Annotated in this window: 23 protein-coding genes; 7 read left to right on the forward strand and 16 right to left on the reverse strand. The window is 70.8% G+C overall.

The features are described 5' to 3' along the window. Positions 1-221: 221 nt before the first annotated feature. Genes R8Z57_RS15775 through R8Z57_RS15785 form a run of 3 tightly spaced genes read right to left on the reverse strand, consistent with a single transcriptional unit; the run spans position 222 to position 2,460 of the window. Positions 222-629, reverse strand: a complete 408-nt coding sequence (locus tag R8Z57_RS15775) for an arsenate reductase ArsC (protein WP_318354731.1) — start codon at positions 627-629, stop codon at positions 222-224. Next, a complete protein-coding gene (locus R8Z57_RS15780; protein ID WP_318354732.1) occupies positions 626-1,129 on the reverse strand; it encodes a GNAT family N-acetyltransferase in 504 nt (167 codons plus the stop codon). The genes R8Z57_RS15775 and R8Z57_RS15780 overlap by 4 nt, the downstream gene beginning before the upstream one ends. A 14-nt stretch (positions 1,130-1,143) precedes the next feature. Further along, positions 1,144-2,460 carry an NAD(P)-binding domain-containing protein gene (locus tag R8Z57_RS15785; protein ID WP_318354733.1) on the reverse strand — a complete coding sequence of 439 codons (1,317 nt, stop codon included), beginning with the start codon at positions 2,458-2,460 and terminating at the stop codon, positions 1,144-1,146. Positions 2,461-2,548: 88 nt separating this feature from the next. Here R8Z57_RS15785 and R8Z57_RS15790 point away from each other — a divergent pair, with 88 nt between their 5' ends. Then, on the forward strand, positions 2,549-2,908 hold the full coding sequence (locus R8Z57_RS15790) for a metalloregulator ArsR/SmtB family transcription factor (protein ID WP_318354734.1): 360 nt from the start codon (positions 2,549-2,551) through the stop codon (positions 2,906-2,908). Between the two features lie 291 nt (positions 2,909-3,199). Here the strand turns inward: R8Z57_RS15790 and dnaB are convergent, their stop codons facing one another. Then, complete coding sequence (gene dnaB, locus R8Z57_RS15795; protein WP_378723727.1) at positions 3,200-4,588, reverse strand: replicative DNA helicase; 1,389 nt, start codon at positions 4,586-4,588, stop codon at positions 3,200-3,202. A gap of 618 nt (positions 4,589-5,206) precedes the next feature. Here dnaB and R8Z57_RS15800 point away from each other — a divergent pair. Then, complete coding sequence (locus tag R8Z57_RS15800) at positions 5,207-6,232, forward strand: hypothetical protein (RefSeq protein WP_318354735.1); 1,026 nt, start codon at positions 5,207-5,209, stop codon at positions 6,230-6,232. Positions 6,233-6,351: 119 nt separating this feature from the next. After that, positions 6,352-7,884, forward strand: coding sequence for an LPXTG cell wall anchor domain-containing protein (locus tag R8Z57_RS15805; RefSeq protein ID WP_318354736.1), 1,533 nt, complete (start codon positions 6,352-6,354; stop codon positions 7,882-7,884). A 332-nt stretch (positions 7,885-8,216) separates the two neighbouring features. Here R8Z57_RS15805 and rplI read toward each other — a convergent pair whose 3' ends face one another. The 5 genes from rplI to R8Z57_RS15830 form a co-directional block, all read right to left on the reverse strand. Further along, positions 8,217-8,669: a 50S ribosomal protein L9 gene (gene rplI, locus R8Z57_RS15810; RefSeq protein ID WP_318354737.1), complete on the reverse strand. Its 453-nt coding sequence runs from the start codon at positions 8,667-8,669 to the stop codon at positions 8,217-8,219. Positions 8,670-8,680: 11 nt separating this feature from the next. Further along, positions 8,681-8,935: a 30S ribosomal protein S18 gene (gene rpsR / locus R8Z57_RS15815; RefSeq protein ID WP_005054609.1), complete on the reverse strand. Its 255-nt coding sequence runs from the start codon at positions 8,933-8,935 to the stop codon at positions 8,681-8,683. A gap of 104 nt (positions 8,936-9,039) precedes the next feature. Next, on the reverse strand, positions 9,040-9,564 hold the full coding sequence (locus R8Z57_RS15820) for a single-stranded DNA-binding protein (RefSeq protein WP_318354738.1): 525 nt from the start codon (positions 9,562-9,564) through the stop codon (positions 9,040-9,042). A gap of 5 nt (positions 9,565-9,569) precedes the next feature. Beyond that, on the reverse strand, positions 9,570-9,965 hold the full coding sequence (gene rpsF, locus R8Z57_RS15825; protein WP_318354739.1) for a 30S ribosomal protein S6: 396 nt from the start codon (positions 9,963-9,965) through the stop codon (positions 9,570-9,572). 181 nt (positions 9,966-10,146) lie between these two features. Beyond that, entirely contained in the window at positions 10,147-11,445 is a 1,299-nt protein-coding gene (locus tag R8Z57_RS15830; protein WP_318354740.1) for a glycosyltransferase, read from the reverse strand. A gap of 67 nt (positions 11,446-11,512) precedes the next feature. Here R8Z57_RS15830 and R8Z57_RS15835 point away from each other — a divergent pair, with 67 nt between their 5' ends. The 3 genes from R8Z57_RS15835 (at position 11,513) to R8Z57_RS15845 (ending at position 14,156) form a co-directional block, all read left to right on the forward strand. Continuing rightward, positions 11,513-12,151, forward strand: a complete 639-nt coding sequence (locus R8Z57_RS15835) for a TetR/AcrR family transcriptional regulator (protein WP_318354741.1) — start codon at positions 11,513-11,515, stop codon at positions 12,149-12,151. A 69-nt stretch (positions 12,152-12,220) separates the two neighbouring features. After that, complete coding sequence (locus R8Z57_RS15840; RefSeq protein WP_318354742.1) at positions 12,221-13,450, forward strand: hypothetical protein; 1,230 nt, start codon at positions 12,221-12,223, stop codon at positions 13,448-13,450. Positions 13,451-13,667: 217 nt separating this feature from the next. Further along, the gene (locus R8Z57_RS15845; protein WP_318354743.1) at positions 13,668-14,156 is read left to right on the forward strand and encodes an FBP domain-containing protein; all 489 of its coding nucleotides are present in this window, start codon (positions 13,668-13,670) and stop codon (positions 14,154-14,156) included. Positions 14,157-14,180: 24 nt separating this feature from the next. Here R8Z57_RS15845 and R8Z57_RS15850 read toward each other — a convergent pair whose 3' ends face one another. The 4 genes from R8Z57_RS15850 to R8Z57_RS15865 all read right to left on the reverse strand — a co-directional run bounded on the left by R8Z57_RS15850 (position 14,181) and on the right by R8Z57_RS15865 (position 19,701). Beyond that, complete coding sequence (locus tag R8Z57_RS15850; RefSeq protein ID WP_318354744.1) at positions 14,181-15,842, reverse strand: ABC transporter ATP-binding protein; 1,662 nt, start codon at positions 15,840-15,842, stop codon at positions 14,181-14,183. Beyond that, complete coding sequence (locus R8Z57_RS15855; protein ID WP_318354745.1) at positions 15,842-16,837, reverse strand: ABC transporter permease; 996 nt, start codon at positions 16,835-16,837, stop codon at positions 15,842-15,844. The genes R8Z57_RS15850 and R8Z57_RS15855 overlap by 1 nt, the downstream gene beginning before the upstream one ends. A gap of 1 nt (position 16,838) precedes the next feature. Continuing rightward, positions 16,839-17,969: an ABC transporter permease gene (locus tag R8Z57_RS15860; protein WP_318354746.1), complete on the reverse strand. Its 1,131-nt coding sequence runs from the start codon at positions 17,967-17,969 to the stop codon at positions 16,839-16,841. Positions 17,970-18,063: 94 nt separating this feature from the next. After that, positions 18,064-19,701 carry an ABC transporter substrate-binding protein gene (locus R8Z57_RS15865; protein ID WP_318354747.1) on the reverse strand — a complete coding sequence of 546 codons (1,638 nt, stop codon included), beginning with the start codon at positions 19,699-19,701 and terminating at the stop codon, positions 18,064-18,066. Positions 19,702-19,995: 294 nt separating this feature from the next. On the opposite strand from R8Z57_RS15865, the gene R8Z57_RS15870 reads away from it, so the two are divergent. Next, complete coding sequence (locus R8Z57_RS15870; RefSeq protein ID WP_318354748.1) at positions 19,996-20,391, forward strand: hypothetical protein; 396 nt, start codon at positions 19,996-19,998, stop codon at positions 20,389-20,391. Positions 20,392-20,394: 3 nt separating this feature from the next. On the opposite strand, the gene R8Z57_RS15875 is transcribed toward R8Z57_RS15870, so the two are convergent. The 3 genes from R8Z57_RS15875 to R8Z57_RS15885 all read right to left on the reverse strand — a co-directional run bounded on the left by R8Z57_RS15875 (position 20,395) and on the right by R8Z57_RS15885 (position 24,128). Next, complete coding sequence (locus tag R8Z57_RS15875) at positions 20,395-20,790, reverse strand: DUF779 domain-containing protein (RefSeq protein WP_318354749.1); 396 nt, start codon at positions 20,788-20,790, stop codon at positions 20,395-20,397. A 186-nt stretch (positions 20,791-20,976) separates the two neighbouring features. Continuing rightward, a complete protein-coding gene (locus R8Z57_RS15880) occupies positions 20,977-22,527 on the reverse strand; it encodes an aldehyde dehydrogenase family protein (protein ID WP_318354750.1) in 1,551 nt (516 codons plus the stop codon). Positions 22,528-22,790: 263 nt separating this feature from the next. Continuing rightward, entirely contained in the window at positions 22,791-24,128 is a 1,338-nt protein-coding gene (locus R8Z57_RS15885; RefSeq protein WP_318354751.1) for a GAF domain-containing protein, read from the reverse strand. Between the last annotated feature and the right edge of the window lie 169 nt (positions 24,129-24,297).

Genomic DNA, 24,297 nt, shown 5'->3' on the forward strand with positions numbered 1-24,297 from the left:
GACGTGTCAGCGCGCTTCGCCCGCGACGGTTCGGCGGTAGAGGACGGCCTGGGAGGCGAGGCGCCGTGCGATCGACGCCGACGCGTCAGCTGCGACGCGGCGGGAAGAGAACCACCGCGAGCACGACAGCGAGCGCTGCACCGAGGATCTGGGCCCCGATGAAGACCACCGCCGAGTCGGGGGCGATGCCGGTTGGCGGGCGAGGAGGGGGGCGTCGACCGTCACGCGGTCGGCGTGAGCTCGGCGATGAGCGTCTCGACGCGGCCGCGGATCTCGTCGCGGATGCGGCGGACGGTGTCGGCAGCCTGGCCCGCGGGGTCGTCGAGCTGCCAGTCCTCGTAGCGCTTGCCCGGGAAGATCGGGCAGGCGTCGCCGCAGCCCATCGTGATCACCACGTCGGACTCCTTGACGGCGTCCACGGTGAGCAGCTTCGGCACGTTGTTCGCGATGTCGATGCCCTCCTCGGCCATCGCGTCGACCGCGACCGGGTTGATCTGATCCTTGGGCTCGGAGCCCGCGGAGAGGACGTCGATGCGATCGCCGGCGAGCGCCTGCAGGTACCCGGCGGCCATCTGCGACCGGCCGGCGTTGTGCACGCAGACGAAGAGGACGGTGGGCTTGGTGCTCATGCGCGGGTCTCGCTTCCGTTTCGGGTCGAGCGTCGCTCGAGGAGGATGGTGTCTCGCCAGGTGCCGGCGTGCGGACCGAGCTGCGAGCGCGCGATGCGCTCCCGACGGCCCACGACCCGGAAGCCCGCGCGTTCGTGCAGGCGCAGACTCGCGGCGTTCTCGGGGAAGATGCTCGACTGGATCGTCCAGTAGCCTGCCCGTTCGGCGGCCTCGATGAACGCGTCGAGCACGAGCCGCCCGACGCCCCGGCCGTGGTGAGCCGGGTCGACGTACACCGAGTGCTCGATGACCCCGCGGTACACCGCGCGAGTCGAGACGAGGGATGCCGCGGCCCAGCCGACGACGGTGTCGGCGTCGTCGACGGCGACCAGGCGCGCGTCAGGGATCTTGCCGGCGTCGAACTGCTCCCAGCCGGGGACCGACGTCTCGAAGGTGGCCTCGCCGCCGGCGATGCCTGCCGCGAAGATCGCCTCCACCTGCGGCCAGTCCGCCGCGGTCATCTCCCGGATCCGTGTCATGAGCAGCAGGAGCCCTCGCCGAGGCCGGTCGAGCAGACCCCCGTCGCGGGGAGGGTGAGCTGCACCTCCGTCGCGGCGCGCATGTCGCCGTCGAGCCACGCAACCACGGAACGCACCTGTTCGTACCCGGTGGCGAGGAGGAACGTGGGCGCCCGGCCGTACGACTTCATGCCGACGAGGAAGAAGCCGGATTCGGGATGCCGCAGCTCGTCGAAACCGTGCGGGGTGACGGTGCCGCACGAGTGGAGGTTCGGGTCGATCAGCGGAGCCAGCCGCACCGGGGCCTCGACGATGTCGTCCAGCTGCAGCCGCACCTCCCGCAGCATGCCGAGATCCGGCCGGAACCCCGTAGCGCTCACGACGATGTCGGCGTCATGGGTGACGGTCTGGCCGCGCCGGGTCCCGGCCAGGCGCACGCCGTCGCCGTTGCCGCGGAGCGTCGAGATCTCGAAGGAGTCGATCTTGTCGACCACCCCGTCGGCGACGAGCCGGTCGACGCGAGAGCCGAGCCGTGCCCGGTCGGCCAGCTCGTCGTCGGCCGACGACGACACCCGCACGGCGGAGGCGTTGCGGATCAGCCACGTCACCCGCGTGCCCGGCTCGGTCTCGACGAGTTCGGCGAGGGCGATGAGGGTGTTCGCGGCGGAGTGCCCGGCGCCGACGACGGTGGTGTGCCGGCCCGCGAATCGCGCACGGTCGGCGCCGAGGACGTCCGGGAGCGCGTGGACGACCAGGTCCTCCACGTCGGTCGCGCCGACGGGATCGAGCCCCGAGGAGCCCAGCGGGTTGGGCGTGCGGTAGGTGCCCGACGCGTCGATCACCGCGCGTCCGGTCAGCTCCTCGACCTGCCCCTCGCCGGCCAGCATGCGGACGAGGAACGGAGTGGCGTCACGGCCGGCCGTGCGAGTGCGGTCCATGCCCTCGCGCGCCACCGCGAGCACGCGCGCGCCGTAGCGGATGTGGGGCCGGATGTCGTCGAGCTCCGCGAGCGGGGCGAGGTACTCGTCGACCAGCTCGCGGCCGGTGGGGGCTCGGCCCTCATCGATCGGGGCTGTCCACCCGGCATCCTCCAGCAGCCGGCGCGAAGCGGGGTCGATCAGGTGCCGCCACGGCGAGAAAAGCCGGGTGTGCCCCCAGAGCCGGACGGCCGATGCCGCTTCGCCACCGGCTTCCAAGACGACGAATCGGATGCCGCGCTCCGCGAGATTCGCAGCGGCCGCCAGCCCGATCGGCCCGGCGCCGATGATCACGACCGGCAGCGTCGCCAGCCGCGAGCCCGTCGCGGCGCGTGGCGTCAGGTCGAGCAGAGTCACGGTGACCTCCCAGGAGGATATCGACGATTGTCGATGTTCAGTATGGGCGGATCTATCCACGGGTGTCAATATCGATTATTGTCGATGCATGGTCACGATGCTCGAGGTCACCGACATCACCGGCGCGGTGGGTGAGGTCTGCTGCGCGCCGCTGGTGAAGGAGCCGCTCTCGCAGCAGGAAGCCGACCAGCTCGCGGTCACACTGAAGGCACTCGCCGACCCGGCCAGATTGCGGCTGCTGTCGATCGTGGCCTCCTCCGAGGGACAGGAAGCGTGCGTGTGCGATCTCATCGAACCGGTGGGCCTGTCGCAGCCGACGGTGTCGCACCACCTGAAGGTGCTCACCGCGGCCGGCTTCCTCACCCGCTCCAAGCGCGGGACGTGGGCGTACTACCGGCTCGTCCCGGAGGCGCTCGGCCAGGTCTCCGCACTGCTCGTCGGCGCGTAGGCGGACGCCCGGGGTTGCACCGGGCGCGCGGGCTCCCCGGACTCCCGCACGCCCGGCGCGCGCCGAAACGCGGGGCAGGGCCCAACCGCGGGCGCGGCCGCGCAGAACGCCCTCGTGTGGGCACAGACCCTCGTCTCGGCACACGCTCGGGCTTCGGAGCGCGCCGGCTGGACGTGGGAACGGATGCCGGGGCCCGCAGCCCGCGCGGGCCCGACCTGGCGGAGCGAACGCAGCCTTCCGAAAGCACGCGACGGATTGACGGTGACGCTTCCTCGAGACGTCCGCGGGCTGCTACCCGAAGTCGCCCGGGGCCATGTCGGTGAAGCGGGAGAAGTGGCCCTGGAAGGCGACGGTGATCGTGTCGGTCGGGCCGTTTCGGTGCTTGGCCACGATCAGGTCGGCCTCGCCGGCGCGCGGCGAGTCCTTCTCGTAGGCCGCCTCGCGGTGCAGCAGCACCACCATGTCGGCGTCCTGCTCGATCGAGCCCGACTCACGGAGGTCGGAGAGGGCAGGCTTCTTGTCGGCGCGCTGCTCGGCGCCACGGTTCAGCTGCGACAGCGCTATGACCGGCACACCGAGCTCCTTCGCGAGCAGCTTCAGCGCACGCGAGAACTCCGAGACCTCCTGCTGACGCGACTCGACGCGCTTGCCCGAGGTCATGAGCTGGAGGTAGTCGATCACGACGAGCTTGAGGCCCGCACGCTGCTTGAGCCGGCGGCACTTGGCGCGGATCTCGACGAGCGTCATGTTCGGGCTGTCGTCGATATAGAGAGGTGCGTCGTTGATGCGGCCGCGCGTCGCGGCGACGGTCGTCCAGTCGCGCGAGTCGAGCGTGCCCTTGCGCATCGACTGCAGCGGGATGGCACCCTCGGCGCTCAGCAGGCGCATCGCGATCTCGCTGCGCCCCATCTCGAGCGAGAAGAAGATCGTCGGCATGTTGTGCTTGAGCGCCGCGGCCCGCGCGAAGTCGAGCGCGAGCGTCGACTTTCCCATCGCGGGACGCGCCGCGATGATGATCATCTGGCCGGGGTGCAGCCCGTTCGTCAGCGAGTCGAGACCCGAGAACCCGGTCGGGATGCCGGTCATCTGACCGTCGCGACCGCGCGCCGCCTCGATCTCTTCCACCGCGGCATCCACCGCGATCGTCAGCGGCACGTAGTCCTCGGCCTGCTCGGCGCCGGTGACGGAGTAGATCTCGGCCTGCGCGTTGTTGACGAGATCGAGCGCCTCGCCCTGCCCCGAGTAGCCCATCTGCACGATGCGCGTGCCCGCCTCGACGAGGCGGCGCAGCAGCGCCCGCTCCGAGACGATCGAGGCGTAGTAGCCGGCGTTGGCGGCGGTCGGCACGATCGACGTGAGCGTGTGCAGGTAGTCGGCCCCACCCGCACGCTGCAGCTCGCCGGTCTTGATCAGCTCGTCGGTGACGGCGACGACGTCCGTCGGCTCACCGTGCGAGTAGAGGGTGAGGATCGCCTCGAAGATGAGCTCGTGCTTCGGGATGTAGAAGTCGGTGCCGCGCAGCATCTCGATGACGTCGGCGACCGCATCCTTCGAGAGCAGCATGCCGCCCAGCGCACTCTGCTCGGCGAGCAGGTCGTGCGGGGGAGTGCGCTCGTAGTCGTTGCGCGCCCCCTCGCGGGGACCCCCCATGCGCTCTTCGGAGATGTCGGCGATCGACATAGGCTGCGTGTCCTCCCCATCGTTCGTTCACATCGTCCGGGCAGGCACCGACATCCGGAGCCGCGACCTCGACGAGGTGCACGCGACACGCGTGCATGACCGAACAGCCGGATGCCTCGGCATCCCGCCCCCGCTTCGTTCCGTCGTGCGATCCCGGCCACCTGCCGCGCCGTCCAGAGCTGAATCCAGCACTGAGGCGCGCGCCCCGAGTGGGCCGCACCCCACGCTATGGACGGCCCTGGACACTCGCAACAGCGCCTGTGGATAACTTTGTGGAAAGCCTGCGAGAAACGCCGACGCAGCTGTGAACAACGTCTGTGGAGAACTACCGGCTCTTCTGGGGGATATCTCCGTGAATTGCGGCATGACCTGGCGTTTCAGATTTCACAGCCTGTGGAGAGAGATGTGGTTGAAGTGCGGGTTGAAGGTTTCATCTCCGAGCGCGTCCTGTGCACAATTCCGCAGGTCCTCCGACACGGTCCGAGACGGGCGTCGCGACGCGGCCGACAGACATCGGGTCTGGACACGGGCGCGAGACCCGCGCTAACCTCTCAACTCCAGGCACCCTCACGCACGATCCGTTCGGAACGTGCGGCACTTTCGTCGTGGGAGGTGAACGTGGAGATCGCAACCTCGCAGCTGCCGAGGATCGTGCGGCTGGCCCTGATCGGGGTCGCAACCGCGTTCGCCTGGATCGTCGTCTCGCTCGTCCTCGGCCTCGGGCTGGGGCAGGCGCACGCCGACGACTCCGACCGCGGCGGACTGCTCGGGGGTGCACTCGGCGCTGTCACCTCGGTGGTCGACACGACCGCATCGACGGTGACCGGCACGGTCTCCGGTGTCACCACCGGGGTCACCGAGGTCGTGAACCAGGTCGTGTCGGTCGCTCCCGCCCCGGTGCAGCAGCCGGTGAGCGAGGTCGTGCAGACGGTCGGCACCGTCGTCACGGCGGTCACGCAGCCCGTCTCCGACGCGGTGTCGGGCGGGGTCGTGAGCGGCGTCACGCAGCCGGTCGTCGACGTCGTGACCCAGGTCCCTGTCGTCGGCGACATCGTGTCGGGCATCGGCCTCGACGACGCCGTGACCGACCTGGGCGACACCGTCGACGACACGCTCGGCGGCGTCGTGGACGCCGTCGATGAGACCGGCGAGACCATCGGCCTCCCGCCCGCCGACGGCGGCACGGGGCCCGTCATTCCGGGCCTTCCGGGCCTTCCGGCACTCCACGGCCTCCCCGACGGGGACGCCGAGACTCCGGCTGACACGGCCGTCCCGGCCGACGCCGCGCTTCTCGCACACACGGGTGCCTCCACCGCGCCGTCCGACCCCGCCGACGCCGCCGGCGTCGTGGGCGCCTGGGCCGCGGCATCCGTCTCCACCCCCGCCGCGACGCACGCGGCGGCCACTGCTTCCTCCACCGCGCCCGGCGGCGCGGGCGGAGGTGCGGGCGGCCCCTCGGGTATTCCGGGAGGACTCTGCCTGCCGACTTCTTCCGCGGGACCCGGTGGTGCGGGTCCCGGCGCCTGGGCGCTCGTCGCCCTCGAACCGCTCGATGCGCACCGTGCCTGGGCGCATCGCGACGGGCCCGAGGACGAGCTCGCCCCGCCGGCGCCTGCCGGATCCACCGACGTCTCCCCCGACTGATCGGTTCCGCGTCGCGCTGCCCGTCCGGGCACGTGCGGCACACGGAACATCAGCGCCTCGCGCGCTGCGCAGCGCACCCTCGCACGCTGCGGACCGATCACATCACGAAGGGGAACACCATGCGTACTTTCTACAAGCGCGCCCTTCTGGGCACGCTTCTGGCCGGCGGCATCACGCTGCTCGGCGCGACGGTCGCGAACGCGGCCGAGACGACCGGTGACGACGGACTGCTCTCGGGCAGCCAGGCGATCATCGACGTCAACCTCCCGATCACGGTGAGCGGCACGTCGCTCTCGGTGCTCGGCGACTCCTCCAGCAGCGGTGCCACCACCGCGGCTCCCGCTCCGGCACCGGCTCCCGCCGCGTCGACGAGCGGATCCGACGGCGCTGCGTCCGGCACGCAGGCGCTGGTGTCGGTGAACGTGCCGATCACCGTCGCGGGCAACGCCGTGTCGGTCGTCGGCGACAGTTCGTCGACGGATGCCGCCACCACCGCTCCGGCGCCCGCCACCGCGCCCGCCGCGGCCGAGACCTCGGGGGCCGACGGCCTCCTCTCGGGCACGCAGGGCCTCGTGTCGGTCGCCGCGCCCGTGACGGTCTCGGGCAACGCGATCTCGGTCGTCGGCGACAGCTCGAGCGACGGCGCGACCACCGCGCCCGCCGGCTCGAGCGGTGCCGGCGGGGCCGCGGGAGCCGACGCCTGGACCGACGGCGAGGACTCGATCCTCGGCGGCACCCAGGTGCTCGCACCCGTCACCGCCCCGATCACCGCGGTCGGCAACGCCGTCTCGGTCATCGGCGACAGCCAGAGCACGGATGCCGCCACCACGGCGCCGTCCACCGGCACGAGCGGCAGCGGACCCGACGAGATGCCCGACGGCACCGACTCGATTCTCGGCGGCACCCAGGTGCTGGCGCTGATCGCGGCGCCGGTGACGATCGTGGGTCACACGATCTCGGGCATCGGCGACAGCACCTCCACGGGTGCGGTCGCGGCGCCGGGCTCGGGCGGCACCGGCACGGTCGGGATGACCGACGGCACCGACTCGATCCTCGGCGGCACCCAGGTGCTGGCGCCGATCGCGGCGCCGGTGACGATCGTGGGTAACGCGATCTCGGGCATCGGCGACAGCACCTCCACGGGTGCGGTCGCGGCGCCGGGCTCGGGCGGCACCGGCACGGTCGGGATGACCGACGGCACCGACTCGATCCTCGGCGGCAGCCAGATCCTCGCTCCGATCGCTCTTCCGATCACGATCGGCGGCAACGCGGTGTCGGTCATCGGCGACAGCACGACGGTCGACGCCGTCGTGCCGACCGACCCGACCGACCCGACGGACCCGACGGATCCCACGGACCCGACCGACCCCACGGACCCGACGGACCCGACCGACCCGACCGACCCCACGGACCCGACGGACCCGACGGACCCGACCGACCCCACCACCCCCACCGACCCGGCCACGCCCGGGACGACGGGTGACGGCGGATCGAACGGCACCACGGGCATGACCGGTTCGGTGGCCTCGGCCGGTACGGCCGCACAGCTCGCCGCGACAGGAGGGACGGGCGCGATGCCGTTCCTGCTGCTGGGAGTCGCTCTCCTGGCTGCAGGAGCCGTCACGCGCGTGTCGCGGCGCCGCTCCGCGTGAGCAGGCGGGGGCAAGTCGACGTTCCCCAGGCGCCCTCGCCCCCGAACGCGTGAGCAGGCGGGAGGGCTCTCCCAGAGCCCTCCCGCCCCTGAACCACTCCGGTCGCATCCGCGGGCTCTCGCCCGAATGGCGACCGGATCCACACCCATCACCGACTTCGATCGCCGGCACTGCCTGGACCGGCGGCGTCGTCGGAGATGCAACGAGCGGATGCCGCGAACCGGGGGGCTCGCGGCATCCGTCTCGTCATGCGCGAAAACGACGGATGCCGCAGACCCGGGTGCTTCGAGAAGCACCGGTCTGCGGCATCCGTTCCGCGGTATCCCGGGGGATTACTTGGCGGCGACCACCTGCAGGGTGATCACGGCGGTGAGGTCGTCGCGAAGACGCACCGTCGCCTCGTGCTCGCCCGTCGACTTGATCGGCGAGGTGATGTGGATCTTGCGCTTGTCGAGGTCACCGAGACCCGCGGCCTTGACCGCGTCGGCGACGTCGGCGGTCTTGACCGCACCGAACAGGCGACCCTCGGCGCCGGCCTTGACGGCCAGGCGGACCTTGTTGGTCTCGAGGTTGTTCTTCAGCGCCACGGCCTCTTCGTGGTCGTGGATCGCGCGGGACTCGCGGGCGGCGCGGATCGACGCCACCTGCTTCTCGCCGCCACGGGTCCACGCGACCGCGAAGCCCTGGGGAATGAGGTAGTTGCGGGCGTACCCGTTCTTGACCTCGACCACGTCACCGGCGCTACCGAGCCCGGCGACCTCATTCGTGAGAATCAGCTTTGCCATTGCGGTGCTCCTTAGCGGCCAGCGCCGGCGTAGGGCAGGAGCGCCATCTCGCGCGCGTTCTTGATCGCCTTGGCGATCAGACGCTGCTCCTGCACCGAGACACCGGTGATACGACGGGCACGGATCTTGCCGCGCTCCGAGATGAACTTGCGGAGGGTGGCGACGTCCTTGTAGTCGATGACGCCGACACGGATCGCCTTCGCGGGAGCGGCGTTCTTCGCGCCCTTCCGCGGCTTCCGGCGGTCGCCGGTTGCCTTTCCAGCCATGGTGTTTCCTTACTGAGATTGTGAGTTCTTCTGGGCGGATGCCGCGCGGCGCGTTTCGTCTCGCTTCGCTCGCTCAACGACCGGGGGCCGAGGCATCCAACAGATCAAAACGGGGTGTCGTCGCCGTAGGCGCCCGGGGCCGCCCACGCGTCGCCGCCACCGGCGTTCGACGAGCCGGGCGTCGACCACGGCTCATCGGCGACCTGCTGCTGCGGACGCGACTGACCGCCGCCGCCGAAGCTGCCGCCGCCACCGCCGGAGCCGCCCGCGGCGCGGGTGACCTGTGCGGTCGCGTAGCGCAGCGACGGGCCGATCTCGTCGACCTCGAGCTCGATCGCGGTGCGGTTGTTGCCCTCGCGGTCCTGGTAGCTGCGCTGCTTGAGGCGGCCGGTCGCGATGACCCGCATGCCCTTCGTCAGCGAGCCGGCCACGTGCTCGGCGAACTCGCGCCACACGCTCGCGCGGAGGAACAGCGCTTCGCCGTCCTTCCACTCGTTGGCCTGACGGTCGAAGTTGCGCGGCGTCGACGCGATCGTGAAGTTCGCGACGGGGAGGCCGTTCTGCGTGTACCGCAGCTCGGGATCAGCCGTGAGGTTTCCCACGACGGTGATGATCGTCTCGCCGGCCATCAGCCTTACGCCTTCGCAGCCTTGGTTTCGACAGGCTCAACCCGGCGGGCGGTTGATTTGCGGGCGGCGCGCTCGTCGGCGCGGGCCTTCTCCGAAGCGACCATCGCGATGGCCTCCTCGGCACGCAGGACCTTGGTGCGCATGATCTGCTCGCTGAGGTTCAGCTGACGGTCGAGCTCCTGGGTGGTCTCGGCGGTCGCCGTGAAGTTGACGACGGCGTAGATGCCCTCGGTCTTCTTCTGGATCTCGTACGCGAGACGGCGCTTGCCCCAGATGTCGATGTTCTCGATGGTGCCGCCGTCGGTCGTGATGACCTTCAGGAACTTGTCGAGGTTGGCGCCGACCTGGCGCTCGTCGATCTCAGGGTTCAGGATGACCATGAGTTCATACTGGTGCGTCACTAACCCACCTCCTTCGGACTAGAACGGCTGCCGGGCATTTCCCGGCAGCAGGAGGGTGTGTTGCACGTCATCCGGCTGACCGCGCGCCTGATCCCATCGGTTGAGACCCGCGCGCGTGCGGACAACCCTCCAATGGTACCGGATGCCTCGCCCCCCGCCCAATCGGCGGTGCGGGCGGCCCTCACCCGCGGCGGGCGCCGACCTCGGCGACGTCCGCCAGCACGCGGTCGAGGACCCCGAGCCCGGGCGCGGCCGCGAACTCGGCGGCGAGGGCCTCGGCACGGGCACGGAAGCGGCCGTCGGCGCTCACCCGCTCCACCGCACGCGCGACCTGCGCCGCATTCGGGCGGTTCGTCTTCAGGTCGACGCCCGCACCCGACCAGGCGACGCGGGCAGAGACCTCCGCCTTGTCCTCCGTCTGCCCCGCCACCACGAGCGGAACGCCGTGCGCGAGCGCCTGCTGCACACCGCCGTAGCCGCCGTTGGTGACGACCACGTCGACGAGCGGCAGCAGCCGGTCGTAGGGGAGGTACTCCGCGATGCGCACGTTCGCCGGCAGGTCGGCGGGAAGCGCCGTGCGCGGACGCCCTCCGGTCGACACGACGACGAGACGATCGGATGCCGCGAGCCCCTCGATCGTCGGCAGCACGAGCTGCGCGAAGTCGGCGTTGGCGACCGTGCCCTGGGTGACGTGGACGACCGGCCGCCGGCCGTCGAGGTCGGACCACCACTCCGGAAGCGCGGCCGTCGACGGCTGCGCGGGAAGCGGGCCGGCGAAGTGCACGGTGGCGGGGAGGTCGGACCGCGGGTATTCGAACGCGGGAACCGTCAACTGCACCACGGCATCGGCGCGCGAGGGCCAGTCGAGCACGAACCCGCCGAGCGGCACGCCGACCTCCCGGCGGCTCAGCTCGTCGGCCTCGCGCTGCACGCCGCCGAAGATCGCCCGCTCCGCCACGGCGGACAGCACACGGTTGCGCAGCCGGCCGAGCGCGCCGGGCATGGGCGGCAGGCCGAGGCCGAACGGCGCGGTGTCGCGGCTCTTGACCCCGAGCGGGAAGATCCCGAGCGCCACGAGCGGCGGCCGCTCCGCGCGGGGAAGACGGTTGAGGAGCGCCGCGCCGAGGAACAGCGGCTCGGTCAGGACGGCATCGGTGCGGCGGTCGGCGAGCGCGGTGCGCACGGCCGCGAGCTGCGCCGCGCTCGGCCGCACGAACAGGTTGCTCATGTCGAAACGGATCGCCGCCGGACCGGTGAGGCCCGCACGCTCGGGGAACGCGCGGTCCGGGTCGTCCAGATCGACGTCGGCGTCGGCCGGGAGCGGCAGGAACGGCACGCCGGCGCCCGTGACCCGCTCGGCGTAGCGGCGGCTCGTGAGGAACCGCACGTCGTGTCCGTTCCCGATGAGGTGGCGCGCCACCTGGAGAAGCGGCATCACGTGACCGTGGGCGGGGGTGCAGGTGAGGAGGTAGCTGGACATGGGTGCGGTGGCCTTCGCTAGAATTTGGTGTACTGCTGGAGTATTCACCACCCTGAGAGGCAAGTCAATGACTCCTGATACATCGGCGCGTGCGTACCGCTCCGAGTTGCGCGCCAAGCAGGCGCGCGGCACGCGCCGACGCATCGTCGAGGCCGCGGCGCGACTCTTCGCCGAGCGCGGGTATCAGGCCACGACGCTCACCGCGATCGCACGCGACGCCGGCGTCTCCACCGAGACGGTGAAGACCGCAGCACCCAAGGCCGAGCTGCTCATCGCCGCCTTCGAGGTCGTCTTCGCGGGAGAGGAGTCCGCGCAGTCGCTCACCGACACCGAGGTCGGCTCCGGCATCCTCGACCTGCCAGACGAGCTGCTCCTCGACGCGGTGGTGGGGCAGATCGCCGTGGCCAATGCCCGGGGTCACGCGCTGTGGACCGTGCTGCTCGGGGCCGCGGCATCCGATCCCGTCGTCGACACCGCGCTGCAGGCGATCCTCGCGCGGCGGGCCGAGGACTACCGGCGGCTTGTCGGCGAACTGATCGCGCGCGGCTACGCGCCCGCCGTCACCGACCCCCACGCGACGGCGGCGGTGCTGTCGTTCCTCCTCTCGCCGGAGAGCTACCAGCAGCTGGTCGCGCAGTCCGGCTGGTCGAGCGAGCGGTACGTCGCGTGGCTGCGGGGCGCGGTGCTCGCCGAGCTGGCCCGCTGATCCGAATCGCCGGCGAGACTCGTCCGACCGGTCGACGAGGCTCCGTGAGCCGGGCGGTACCGTGGTCGCGTGAGCGTTCCGTCAGCCGCGTCCGGGCCCGCACCGTCGTACCCGTTCGACGCACGTCCGCTGATCGAGCCCGTCGACCCGGCCGCGGCGCGAGCCTTCGCCCGCGAGCTGAAGCGCACCGGGCGCCTGCCGCAGGCGACGGTCGGCGGCATCATCGTCGTCGTCATCGCGCTGGCGATCTTCCTCGGGTTCGGAACCGCCGTCTTCACGGTGCTCGGCGCGACGATCGGCATGGTGGTGTCGTCGGCGGGCGGCGACGCGCTCGGGACGCTCTTCGTCTTCATCCCGCCCCTCGTCATCGGCGGGATCATCGCGCTCGTCGCCGTCGCGATGGTGCGCGGTGCCCGTTCGCGCGATGTGCGCATGCTCCGCCTCGACCGCTTCGCGCGCGCGAACGCCATGCAGTACGTGCCGCAGCTGCCGGCTCCCGGCCTGCCCGGCATGATCTTCTCGATCGGCAGCTCGCGGCAGTCGACCGACCTCGTGCGCGGCGACCGCCCGCGCTTCGTCGAGTTCGCGAACTACCGGTACACGACGGGTTCCGGCAAGAACCAGCAGACCCACGAGTGGGGCTACGTCGCGGTCAAGCTCGACACTCCGCTGCCCCACATTGTGCTCGATGCGACCAGCAACAACTCCCTCTTCAGCTCCAACCTGCCGCTGAGCTTCGACAAAGACCAGCGGCTGAGTCTCGAGGGCGACTTCGACCGCTACTTCTCCCTCTACTGCCCCACCGACTACGAGCGCGACGCCCTCTACCTCTTCACGCCCGACATCATGGCGCGCTTCATCGACAACGCTGCGGCCCTCGATGTCGAGATCGTCGACGACTGGCTGTTCCTCTACGCCAAGCGCGACTTCTCGACGCTCGACCCGCAGACGTGGGCGTGGCTGTTCTCGGTGGTCGGCGCGCTGCTCGACAAGTTCGCACAGTGGGCACGGTGGCGCGACGAGCGGCTGGCGACGGCGACGGGTGGGATTCCGGATGCCTCGGCCCTCGGCAGCGGGCCGGCACCGGCAGGGGCGGGCGCGGCGCCGGGGGGCGCGCCATCCGCTGCCGTTCCGTTCGCGCCGCCGCTGGCGAGCCTGCGTCCGCCGCCCGGAGTGGCACCGCAGGGCCGGCGGCTGGAGCGTGGCGTGCCGTGGGTGCCGATCATCGTCGGCGGCGTGATCGCGCTGTTCTGGGTGCTGTCGAACACCGGCGTCCTCGCGCTCATCTTCGGCGGATGACCGGCGACGCGGGCGTATGCTGTCGGCGTGCATTCGACGTTCACGACGCCCGGCGGGCGTGAGGGGGTACTCGGCGCGGCTCGCGCCGAGCGGAGGTAGCCGCGCGCGCCGCGCCGTCTGACATCGCGCGCGACGCAGCCCGACTCTCCGCGGACCGCCGGTCCGCGGCATCCGATCGTCTCGCCTGCGGCGAGAACCCTCTGTGAAGCAAGGAATCATGCACGCATTCACCGAGAAGGACATCCGCGCGTCCTTCGTCAACGCCTCCCTGCGCGAACGCAACGCCCTCGTGGTCCCCGACCTCGCCCACGTCGACTGGGCCGTGCTCGACTACTTCGGCTGGCGCGACCCCAAGCAGCCGCTCGCCGGCTTCATCGTCGTGCCCGTCGATGACGAGCCCGTCGGCATCCTGCTGCGTCAGACCGAGCAGCGCACCCGCACCCGGGCCCAGTGCTCGTGGTGCGAGGACGTCACGCTCCCCAACGACGTCGTCCTGTTCGGTGCGAAGCGCGCCGGCAAGGCGGGCCGCAACGGCGACACCGTCGGCACCCTGCTGTGCGAGCGGTTCGAGTGCTCGGCCAACGCCCGGCGCCCGATGCCGCCCGCGTACCTCGGGTTCGACGTCAAGGCCGCGCGGCAGCGGCGCATCGAGGCCCTGCGGCTGCACGCCGAGGGCTTCGCGCGCGACATCCGCGACAGCGCCTGACCGCCCGGGCGGGCGACCCCCGGCTCACTCGCCGCGGGTCGCCTGCCAGGCGGCGCGGCGGGCCGCCTGCTCCTCGGGGTCGGGAACCGGCAGCGACGCGATCAGCCGGCGGGTGTACGGGTCGTTCGGAGCACCCAGCACCTGAGCGGTCGGGCCGGCCTCGGCGATCGTGCCGTGATGCAGCACCACGACCTGGTGGGCGAGCATGTCGACCACCGCGAGGTCGTGCGTGATGAACAGCGTCGCGAAGCCGAAGCGCTCCTGCAGCTCTGCGAAGAGCTCGAGCACGCGCGCCTGCACCGAGACGTCGAGGGCGCTCGTCGGCTCGTCGGCGATGAGCAGCTTCGGATTGAGCGCCAACGCGCGGGCCAGCGAGGCGCGCTGGCGCTGGCCGCCCGAGAGCTCGTGCGGGAACCGTTCCCCGTAGGCCGTGGGCAGCTGCACCGCGTCGAGCAGCTCGTCGACCCGGGGCCGCGCCTCGTCGGCGCTGCTCATGCCGGCGTGCACCATGAGCGGCTCGGCGACGTTGTCGGCGATGGTCAGGAGCGGGTTGAAGCTCGTGGCGGGATCCTGGAAGACGAAGCCGAGGTCCTTGCGGCGCGGCCGGAAGTCGCGCTCGCGCACGCCCAGCATCTCGGTGCCCAGCACCCGCAGCGAACCGCCGGCGACCGGGGTGAGGCCCGCGATCGCGCGGCCGATCGTCGTCTTGCCCGAGCCGCTCTCGCCCACGAGACCCAGGACCTCGCCGGGCGCGATCGTGAAGCTCACGCGGTCGACGGCCCGGAAGGCCGCGCGGCCGAAGCGGCCGGCGTACTCGATGACGAGATCCTCCGCCGCGACGACGGGTTCGACGGTCGTCTCGGCCGCCGGCAGGCGTCGGTCGGTGATCTCGAGGCGGGGCACCGCCGCGAGCAGCTTGCGCGTGTACTCGTGCTGCGGCGCGGCGAACAGGTCGCGCGCGGTGGCCGTCTCGACGATCTCGCCGTTGAACATGACGGCGACACGATCGGCGAGATCGGCGACCACGCCCATGTTGTGCGTGATGAGCACGATCGCGGTGCCGTCCTCGTCGCGCAGGCGCCGCAGCAGCTCGAGGATCTCGGCCTGCACCGTGACGTCCAGGGCGGTCGTCGGCTCGTCGGCGACGATGACCGTCGGGTCGAGGGCGAGCGCCATGGCGATGACGATGCGCTGCTTCTGGCCGCCCGAGAACTGGTGCGGGTAGTCGTCGACGCGGCGCTCCGGCTCGGGGATGCCGACCCGGCCGAGCATCTCGACCGCCCGCGCCTTGGCCTCGGCCTTCGTGTACTTGCCGTGGGCACGCAGCCCCTCGGCGAGCTGCCAGCCCACCGTGTACACCGGATTGAGGGCGGTCGAGGGCTCCTGGAAGATCATCGCGGCCTTGGTGCCGCGCACCTCCCGCAGCGCCTTCTTGTCGAGCCCGACGACGTCGGTGCCGTCGAGCACGACGGTGCCGTCGGTGCGCGCCGACTCGGGCAGGAGGCCGAGGATCGTGCGGGCGGTGACCGTCTTGCCGCTGCCGGACTCGCCGACGATCGCGAGCACCTCGCCGCGTCGCACGTCGAGGGTCACGCCGCGGACGGCATGGACGTCGCCCGCATCGGTCGCGAACGAGACGTTGAGGTCGTCGATCTCCACCGCGGGGGCATCGCTCGGGGCGGCCATCACTCCACCTCTCCCATGAACTCGCGCGAGGCGGGCTGCGTCGCGGCGACCGCGTCGGCCGGCGTCTGCGTCTTGCCCGCCCGCCGGCGCGCGCGCAGACGCGGGTCGGCCAGGTCGTTGAGGCTCTCGCCGATGAGCGTGATCCCGAGGATGGTGAGGACGATCGCGACGCCCGGAGGGATCGCCGTCCACCAGATGCCGGCCGACACGTCCTCGATCGACTTGTTGAGGTCGTAGCCCCACTCGGCCGCGGCCGTCGGCTCGATGCCGAACCCAAGGAAGCCGAGCGCGGCGAGCGTCGCGATCGCCTCCGACGCATTGAGCGTCACGATGAGCGGCAGGGTGCGGGTGACGTTGCGCAGCACGTGCCGGAAGAGGATGCGCGGCGTGGAGGCGCCGATCACCTTCGCCGACTCGATGAAGGCCTCGGCCTTCACGCGCACCACCTCGGAGCGGACGACGCGGAAGTACTGCGGTATGAAGACGACGGTGATCGAGATGGCCGCGGCCATGACACCGGGCCAAAGCCCGGACTGGCCGCCGCTGATCGCGATCGCCGCCACGATCGCCAGCAGCAGCGTCGGGAACGCGTAGATCGCGTCGGCGACCACGACGAGGAGGCGATCCACCCAGCCGCCGAGGTATCCGGACAGGAGGCCGATGAAGATGCCGACGAAGACCGACAGCAGGATCGCGACGATGATCACGAGGAGCGCGGTCTGTGCACCCCAGATGGCGCGCGAGAGCACGTCGTAGCCCCCGACGGTCGTGCCGAGGAGGTTGACGGGGTTCGGCGGCACCTGGGAGCCGAACAGGCCGTCGGGCCCGCGCAGCTGGCTGTAGCCGTAGGGGGCGATCCACGGCGCGAAGATCGCGAGGATCAGGAACATGGCCGTGAGCACGAGACCGCTCACGAGCATGCCGCGCTGGAGCCCGACGCTCTGCCTCAGCTGGTGGACGACGGGAAGACGGTCGAAGATGCGGCGCTTCGCCATGTCAGTACCTCACCCTCGGGTCGAGGAACGCGGCGATGATGTCGACGACGAAGTTGGTCAGGGCGACCAGGATCGCGACGACCGCCACGATCCCCTGCACGGCGACGAAGTCGCGCGCGGCGAGGTACTTCGCGATCTGGAAGCCGAGGCCCTGCCACTCGAAGGTGGTCTCGGTGAGGACCGCGCCGCCCAGGAGAAGGGCGATCTGCAGGCCGATGACGGTGACGATCGGGATGAGCGCCGGCTTGTACGCGTGCCGCCGGACGAGGCGGTACTCGCTCACGCCGCGCGAGCGCGCGGCGTCGACGTACGGCATGTTGTGCGTCGCGATGACGTTCGTGCGCACGAGCCGCAGGAAGATGCCCGCCGTCGCGAGCCCGAGCACCATCGCCGGGAGGAAGGCGTGCTCCAGCACGTCCTGCACGTACGCGGGGTTGCCCGACGCGATCGCGTCGATGAGGTAGATCCCCGTCCCGCCCTCGCGGTTGAGCGCGATCTCGGTGCGCACGCTCGCGCGGCCGCTCACCGGGAACCAGCCGAGCCACACCGAGAAGATGAGCTTCGCCACGAGACCGGCGAAGAACACCGGCGTCGCATAGAAGAGGATCGCGCCGACGCGGAGTCCGGCATCCGCTGTCCGGTCGCGCTTCGCCGCGGCGACCATGCCGAGCGGGATGCCGATGATGAAGGCGATGATGAGCGCGAAGAAGACGAGCTCGAAGGTCGCCAGGCCGTAGGTGACGAGCACTTCCGTCACGGGGCGGTTGTCGGTGAGCGTCTCACCGAAGTTGCCCGTGAAGACCTGCCCCAGGTACTCGAAGTACTGGACGATGACGGGCCGGTCGAAACCCGCCTCGCGGATGCGCTCCTGCAGCTGATCCGCCGGGAGCCGCCCGCCGAGCGAGGCGGTGATCGGGTCTCCGGTCAACCGGATCAGGAAGAACACGACCGTCACGAGGATGAAGACCGTCGGGATGATCAAGAGGAACCGGATGAGGATGTACCGGCCGAGGGTGCCGCCGCTGCGGGGCCGGCGGCGCGCGAGGAAGGGCGGCGGTTCTTCGATCGCCGCGGCGCTGCCCGGGCCATCGGGTGCGCTCGCGCCGTACCCCACGGAAGGGTCAATCGACATAGGGGGAGCCTAACTGTGGGCAGGTCGTGCCGGAACGGCGGTCACGGCGATGGGGCGGCCCGGTGTGCGGACCGCCCCATCGACCGTCTGGCCGTTACTTGGTGAGCGGGGCGAAACGGAACTTGAACGACGCGTCGAGGATGACGCCGTCGACGTCCGTGCCGGCCACCGCGACCTGCGCGCCCTGCAGGAGCGGCACCGTCGACAGCAGCTCGGCCACGCGGCCCTGGATCGCCTCGATCTCTTCGGTGCGCTTCGCGGGGTCGGTCTCGACGGCCTGCTGGAGGATGAGGTCCTCGGTCTGCTGGTCGCTGAAGTGGTTGCCCAGGAAGTTGTCCGTCAGGAAGAACGGGGTGAGGTAGTTGTCGGCGTCGGAGTAGTCCGGGAACCAGCCGAGCTGGTAGGCGGGGTAGACGTCCGACGTGCGGTCCTTCGAGTACTGCACCCACTCGGTCGACTTGAGGTCGACGGTGAACAGGCCGCTCTCCTCGAGCTGCGACTTGACCAGGGCGTACTCGTCACCCGACGAGGGGCCGTAGTGGTCGGGGCTGTACTGCAGGCTCAGCGCGACCGGGGTCTCGACGCCCGCGGCCTCGAGACGCTCGGCGGCCTTCTCGGCGTCGGGGCCGCCCTGGCCGTCGCCGTACAGGCCCTTCAGCGCCTCGGTGGCGCCGGCGAAGCCCTCGGGGACGAACGAGTACAGCGGGGTGTACGTGCCCTTGTAGACCTGCTCCGAGATCGCGTCGCGGTCGACGAGGTCGGCGACGGCCTGACGGACGGCGAGCGCCTTGGCCTCGTCGGCCTCCGGCGTCGTCGCGCCGTACGGCTGCGTGTTGAAGTTGAAGACGATGTAGCGGATCTCGCCGCCCGGGCCGTTGATGACCTGGACGTTGTCGTTGCCGCTCAGGTCGTCGACGTCCGTGGCCGAGAGGCTGCGGTACGCCACGTCGATGTCGCCCTCCTGCACGGCGAGCTTCAGGTTCGACGACTCGGCGAAGTAGCTGAGGATCACGCCGGCGTTGACGGGGGCGTCCAGCAGGCCCTGGTAGTTCTCGTTGGGCGTGAACTCGACGGTCTTGTTGAAGTCCCACGACGTGATCGCGTACGGACCGCCGAAGGCGTTCGCGTCGACGATGTCCTCGTCGGGGGTGAGGGCGTCGGCGGCGAACACCTCGTCGTCGACGATCGCACCCGGGAAGCTCGTGAGGATGAACGGGAACACCTGGTCGTTGGCCGACTTGAGGTTGAACACCACCGTCGTCTCATCGGGCGTCTCGACGCTGTCGAGGTTGTAGAGAAGGCTCGAGGCGCCGTTCGGGTCGGCGATCGCGAGGTTGCGGTCGAACGAGAACTTGACGTCGGACGAGGTGAGGTCGTTGCCGTTGGCCCACTTCAGGCCCTCGGGCAGCGTGACCGTGTACTGCGTGGGCGAGGTGAACTCGGCCGTCTCGGCCAGGTCGGGGACGACCTCATTGCTGTTGTAGTCGGTGTTGACGAGGTACGGGAACACCTGCGTCTGCACCGCGAGCGAGCCGTTGTCGTACGAGCCCGCCGGGTCGAGCGTCGTGACCTTGTCGGTGGTGCCGACGATGAGCGGCTCGTCCGAGCCGGCGCCGTCGTCGTTCCCGCCGCCCCCACCGCCACCGGCGCAGCCGGCGAGGAGGAGTGCCGAGGCGCCGAAGGCCCCGATGGCGAGGCCGATGCGGCCGCGCGTGCTGTGGTGCAGTGACATAGGTGCTACCTCTGCGTAGGGGGTGTCCGCCGCGTCAGGCTGCGCGGCTCGGAGGCTATCTTCACCCCGAGCGGGCCGTTCGGCAATCCGGTGAACGATTCGTAACCAGACTGAAACCGAGCGGAGATGCACCGTATGCCGGGTCGACGACGATGTCACCAAGCGAATTGACACCTCCAGGGACGCGCGACAGAGCGAAATGCCCGAGCTCGATGGAGATGCAGCAGCCCCCGGGACCGCGCTGCGGCGAAACCCACGTCGGCGCGAGACCGTTGCTAGCCTTGCGAGCGCATCATGAACCGGAAGAGCAAGGTGAGCCTTCGCGAGCTGCGGCGACGGGGTCGCAAGGAGTACCTCACCACCAGCGCCGTCGTCGTCAGCATCGTCGTCGGGCTCATCGGCATCGCCCTCGTGATTCTTTCGGTGTACCTGTTGCTGAGCTCGATGGCGTACCTGATTGGTGGCGGCGATCCGTTCGTCACGGTCGGTGGGAGCCGGCGGACCCCGCTGTGGCTGGCGATCATGGGAACCGTCGTGGGCATCGCCGGGGGCGGATCGCTGGCCCTCACATGCGGCGGCTATCTGTACCGGTGTGCGACCGGCCAAGTCATCCGGCTGAGCCCCGAGGAGCTGAAGAAGCACCGGCAGCGCCTGGCCGAGCGCGAGCGCCGCCTGCGCGCCGGGGGCTAGCGCTCACACCGCGAGCAGGCCGAACTGCCGCAGCTCGTCGTCGGTGAGCATGCGCGAGCGGATGATGAAGCGGTTGCCCGTCGGACCCTCGACCGAGAAGCCGGCGCCGCGGCCGGGCACCACGTCGATCGTCAGGTGCGTGTATTTCCAGTACTCGAACTGCGCCTCCGAGATGTACACCTCGATCGGCGCCTCCAGGCCGACCTCGAGCATGCCGAGATGCACGTCCGAGGGCCCGGTCAGGAACATCCCGACGGGGTAGCACATGGGCGCGCTGCCGTCGCAGCAGCCGCCGGACTGGTGGAACATCAGCGGCCCGTGCTGCGCGGTGAGATCGCGCAGGAGGGATGCCGCGGCATCCGTCACCGCCACGCGCGAGTACGTCTCGGTCTGGGTCATCGGATCCTCCGGGAAGCCAGGCGCACAACTCAGGCCGCCGGGGGCGTCCCCGGGGGAGCGGGGACCGGTGCTGCCTGAGTCGTGCGCGTGCGCGAGGTGATCGACCCGGGCGGAGGCTGGGATCCTCCGCCCGGGTCCGGATGCCGGCGATGCGGCCCCCCGAAGGCCCGCCGGCGTGGGGTCGGCCTAGAAGAAGCCCATCGCGCCGTCGGCGTACGACACGAGCAGGTTCTTCGTCTGCTGGTAGTGGTCGAGCATCTTGAGGTGGTTCTCGCGGCCGATGCCGGACTGCTTGTACCCGCCGAACGCCGCGTGCGCGGGGTACTGGTGGTACGTGTTCGTCCAGACGCGGCCGGCCTCGATGGCGCGACCGGCCCGGTAGGCGGTGTCACCCGAGCGGCTCCAGACGCCCGCGCCCAGACCGTACAGCGTGTCGTTGGCGATCGAGATGGCGTCGTCGAAGTCGTCGAAGCTCGTCACCGACACCACCGGACCGAAGATCTCCTCCTGGAAGATCCGCATGTCGTTCGTGCCCTCGAACACCGTCGGCGCGACGTAGAAGCCCTCCGACAGGTCGCCGCCGAGATCGACCCGCTCGCCGCCCGTGAGCAGCTTGGCCCCGCCCTGCTTGCCGATGTCGATGTAGCTGAGGATCTTCTCGAGCTGGTCGTTGGACGCCTGAGCCCCGATCATCGTCGCCGGGTCGAGGGGATTCCCCTGCACGATCTTCGACACCCGGTCGAGGCCGTCGCCGAGGAACCGGTCGTAGATCGAGCGCTGGATGAGCGCGCGCGACGGGCACGTGCACACCTCGCCCTGGTTGAGCGCGAAGAACGTGAAGCCCTCGAGCGCCTTGTCGTAATACGCGTCGTCGGTCGAGCGGGCGACGTCTTCGAAGAACACGTTGGCGCTCTTGCCGCCGAGCTCGAGCGTCACCGGGATGAGGTTCTGCGAGGCGTACTGCATGATCAGGCGGCCGGTCGTCGTCTCACCCGTGAACGCCACCTTGCGGATGCGCTTGTGCTGCGCGAGCGGAGCGCCCGCCTCGATGCCGAAGCCGTTGACGATGTTGACGACGCCGGCGGGGAGGAGGTCGCCGATGATGTCGAACAGGAAGAGAAGCGACGCGGGCGTCTGCTCGGCGGGCTTGAGCACCACGCAGTTGCCGGCGGCGAGGGCCGGGGCGAGCTTCCACGTGGCCATGAGGATCGGGAAGTTCCACGGGATGATCTGCCCCACCACACCCAGCGGCTCGTGGAAGTGGTACGCGACGGTGTCTTCGTCGAGCTGGCTGAGCGACCCCTCCTGCGCGCGCAGCACGCCGGCGAAGTAGCGGAAGTGGTCGACGGCGAGCGGGATGTCGGCGGCCAGGGTCTCGCGGACGGGCTTGCCGTTCTCCCACGTCTCGGCGACGGCGATCTTCTCGAGGTTCTGCTCGATGCGGTCGGCGATCTTGTTGAGGATCACGGCCCGCTCGGCCGGGGTCGTGCGCTTCCACGACTCGAACGCCTTCCAGGCGACGTCGACGGCGCGGTCGATGTCTTCGACGGTGCCGCGGCCCACCTCAGTGAACGGCTTGCCGTTGACCGGGCTGATGTTCTCGAAGTACTGGCCCTTGATCGGCTCGACGAACTCGCCGCCGATGTAGTGGCCGTAGCGGGGGCGGTAGTCGGCGATCGAGCCGCGCTGCCCGGGGGCGGCGTAGATGCTCGAGACGCCCTCTTCGACGATGGTCATGCTGGTCTCCTTCGACGCTGTCGGCGACGGTCGTCGTCGCGATGCGTCGAAAGTAGGCCGCCGGAGGTTGCACAACGTTGCGGGCTCCGCAGGACGCTGTCTCCGCCGGCATCCGCATGTCCCGATTTCTCGCGTTCGTGTCCCACTTTCGTTCCTTCCCGGCGGCGGGTGGGACCGAAAGTGGGACATGCTCAGGGCTGGGGGCGCTGGTGGCGGGGGCTGGGGGCGCTGGGGCGCCGGGGGCTCGGGGCGCTGGGGGCGGCTCAGTCCGACTCGAGGCGCTCGATGCGGGCCACGAGCCCCGCGCGGCGCGGGGAGCGGGCCGGTAGCATCGACAGACAGAGCCGGAGCAGCTCGACGTCGTCGGCCGCGGCATCCGTGTCGGCGAAAGCGAGGAGGACGTCGACGGATGCCTCGGCCATGAGCGCCTCGCGCAGCGCCGTGCGGACGGTGTCGCGGAACTCCTCGACGCCGGGCGCGACCGAGTCGGGCAGCACCTCGCCCCGGTACGCGGCGAGCGCCACCCGGTGCGCGCCGCGGTCGAGGAGCGACAGCACCTGGTGCGCGTCGGTCTCGATCTCGACGGGAAGCCGGTACGGGCGCGACTGCGGCACCAGTGCGGGCGCGGTCTTCTCCAGCACCTTGCGCAGGCGCACCATCTCGGCGCGCAGGGTGACGGATGCCGCATCCCCGCCGCCTTCGCCGTACACGAGCTCGCCGAGTCTCTCGGCCGAGAGGCCCTGGCGGTGCGCGGTCAGCATGAGCAGCAGCTCGGCGTGCCGCGGACCGAGCTCCGACACCGTCTCGACGCCCTCGCCGGCGACCTCGAGCAGAGCACGGTCGCGGCCGAGCACCCGGAGGACGGCGCGCGTCGGCTCCACCCGCCGCGGCGGGGCGCGCCGGACGGCCCGTGGCGGAGCGGCGCGGGCACGGAGCCGCGACACCAGCAGCTCTCCCTCGATCGCCCGGGCCGTGGCATCCACCAGCAACTGCGCCTGCGGCGTGACGGCCTCGACGCCGCCCGTCACGTCGATGACGCCGAGGAGGCGGCGGGTCTCGGGGTCGTGGACCGGCGCTGCCGTGCACGACCACGGCTGCACGAGCCGGTTGAAGTGCTCGGCGCCGGTGATCTGCACCGAGCGGTCGAGCGCCAGGGCGGTGCCGGGGGCGGCGGTTCCCACGGCGGCCTCCGACCAGTTGGCGCCCTCGACGAACCCCATGTCGCCGGTGAGCGCGCGCACGTGCCGGTCGCCCTCGACCCACAACAGGCGCCCCGCGGCGTCGCCGACCGCCACGACGACACCCGACTCGGATGCCTCGCCGGGCAGCAGCAGGCCCCGCACCATGTCGATGACGGCGGCGAGCGGGTGCGCCCGGCGGTAGGCCTCGAGCTCGTCCGCGGTGAGATCCAGTGGGGGCTGCGCCTCGGCGCCGACGAGGCTGTCGAGCGACCGGCGCCACGAGTCGCGCACGAGCGAACGCACGTCGCGCAGGCGCTCGTCGGCGAGGTTGCCGGCCACGAGCTCCTCGTGCGCGCGCTCGATGAGCAGCCGGGAGGTCTCGGGCGACACCTCGCGGCGCTGCGACCACGGTGAAGACACGTCGGCTCCGATCGGCGTCGGTGGAGCGTGCGTCCAGTGTAGGGGCGTGAGCCGCTCCCTCGGCACTGCGCTCCTGCGGCGGCGATGGCATCCCGTCGAGATCGCACGATCTCGCCGAGATGGCACGGGTGAGTTCAGGCGGTCAGTGCAACGTCGCGGATGTACTCGT

This window comes from Microbacterium sp. M3 (genome assembly GCF_033548675.1).
Taxonomy (GTDB): domain Bacteria; phylum Actinomycetota; class Actinomycetes; order Actinomycetales; family Microbacteriaceae; genus Microbacterium; species Microbacterium arthrosphaerae.

Coding starts and splice junctions, on each gene's coding strand:
- R8Z57_RS15855 (WP_318354745.1), bottom strand. CDS start 16,837: ATGGCGAAGCGCCGCATCTTCGACCGTCTTCCCGTCGTCCACCAGCTG.
- dnaB (WP_378723727.1), bottom strand. CDS start 4,588: ATGTCGATCGCCGACATCTCCGAAGAGCGCATGGGGGGTCCCCGCGAG.
- R8Z57_RS15860 (WP_318354746.1), bottom strand. CDS start 17,969: ATGTCGATTGACCCTTCCGTGGGGTACGGCGCGAGCGCACCCGATGGC.
- rplI (WP_318354737.1), bottom strand. CDS start 8,669: ATGGCAAAGCTGATTCTCACGAATGAGGTCGCCGGGCTCGGTAGCGCC.
- R8Z57_RS15835 (WP_318354741.1), top strand. CDS start 11,513: ATGACTCCTGATACATCGGCGCGTGCGTACCGCTCCGAGTTGCGCGCC.
- rpsR (WP_005054609.1), bottom strand. CDS start 8,935: ATGGCTGGAAAGGCAACCGGCGACCGCCGGAAGCCGCGGAAGGGCGCG.
- R8Z57_RS15780 (WP_318354732.1), bottom strand. CDS start 1,129: ATGACCGCGGCGGACTGGCCGCAGGTGGAGGCGATCTTCGCGGCAGGC.
- R8Z57_RS15805 (WP_318354736.1), top strand. CDS start 6,352: ATGCGTACTTTCTACAAGCGCGCCCTTCTGGGCACGCTTCTGGCCGGC.
- R8Z57_RS15875 (WP_318354749.1), bottom strand. CDS start 20,790: ATGACCCAGACCGAGACGTACTCGCGCGTGGCGGTGACGGATGCCGCG.
- R8Z57_RS15845 (WP_318354743.1), top strand. CDS start 13,668: ATGCACGCATTCACCGAGAAGGACATCCGCGCGTCCTTCGTCAACGCC.
- R8Z57_RS15850 (WP_318354744.1), bottom strand. CDS start 15,842: ATGGCCGCCCCGAGCGATGCCCCCGCGGTGGAGATCGACGACCTCAAC.
- R8Z57_RS15880 (WP_318354750.1), bottom strand. CDS start 22,527: ATGACCATCGTCGAAGAGGGCGTCTCGAGCATCTACGCCGCCCCCGGG.
- R8Z57_RS15820 (WP_318354738.1), bottom strand. CDS start 9,564: ATGGCCGGCGAGACGATCATCACCGTCGTGGGAAACCTCACGGCTGAT.
- R8Z57_RS15870 (WP_318354748.1), top strand. CDS start 19,996: ATGAACCGGAAGAGCAAGGTGAGCCTTCGCGAGCTGCGGCGACGGGGT.
- R8Z57_RS15775 (WP_318354731.1), bottom strand. CDS start 629: ATGAGCACCAAGCCCACCGTCCTCTTCGTCTGCGTGCACAACGCCGGC.
- R8Z57_RS15865 (WP_318354747.1), bottom strand. CDS start 19,701: ATGTCACTGCACCACAGCACGCGCGGCCGCATCGGCCTCGCCATCGGG.
- R8Z57_RS15830 (WP_318354740.1), bottom strand. CDS start 11,445: ATGTCCAGCTACCTCCTCACCTGCACCCCCGCCCACGGTCACGTGATG.
- R8Z57_RS15790 (WP_318354734.1), top strand. CDS start 2,549: ATGGTCACGATGCTCGAGGTCACCGACATCACCGGCGCGGTGGGTGAG.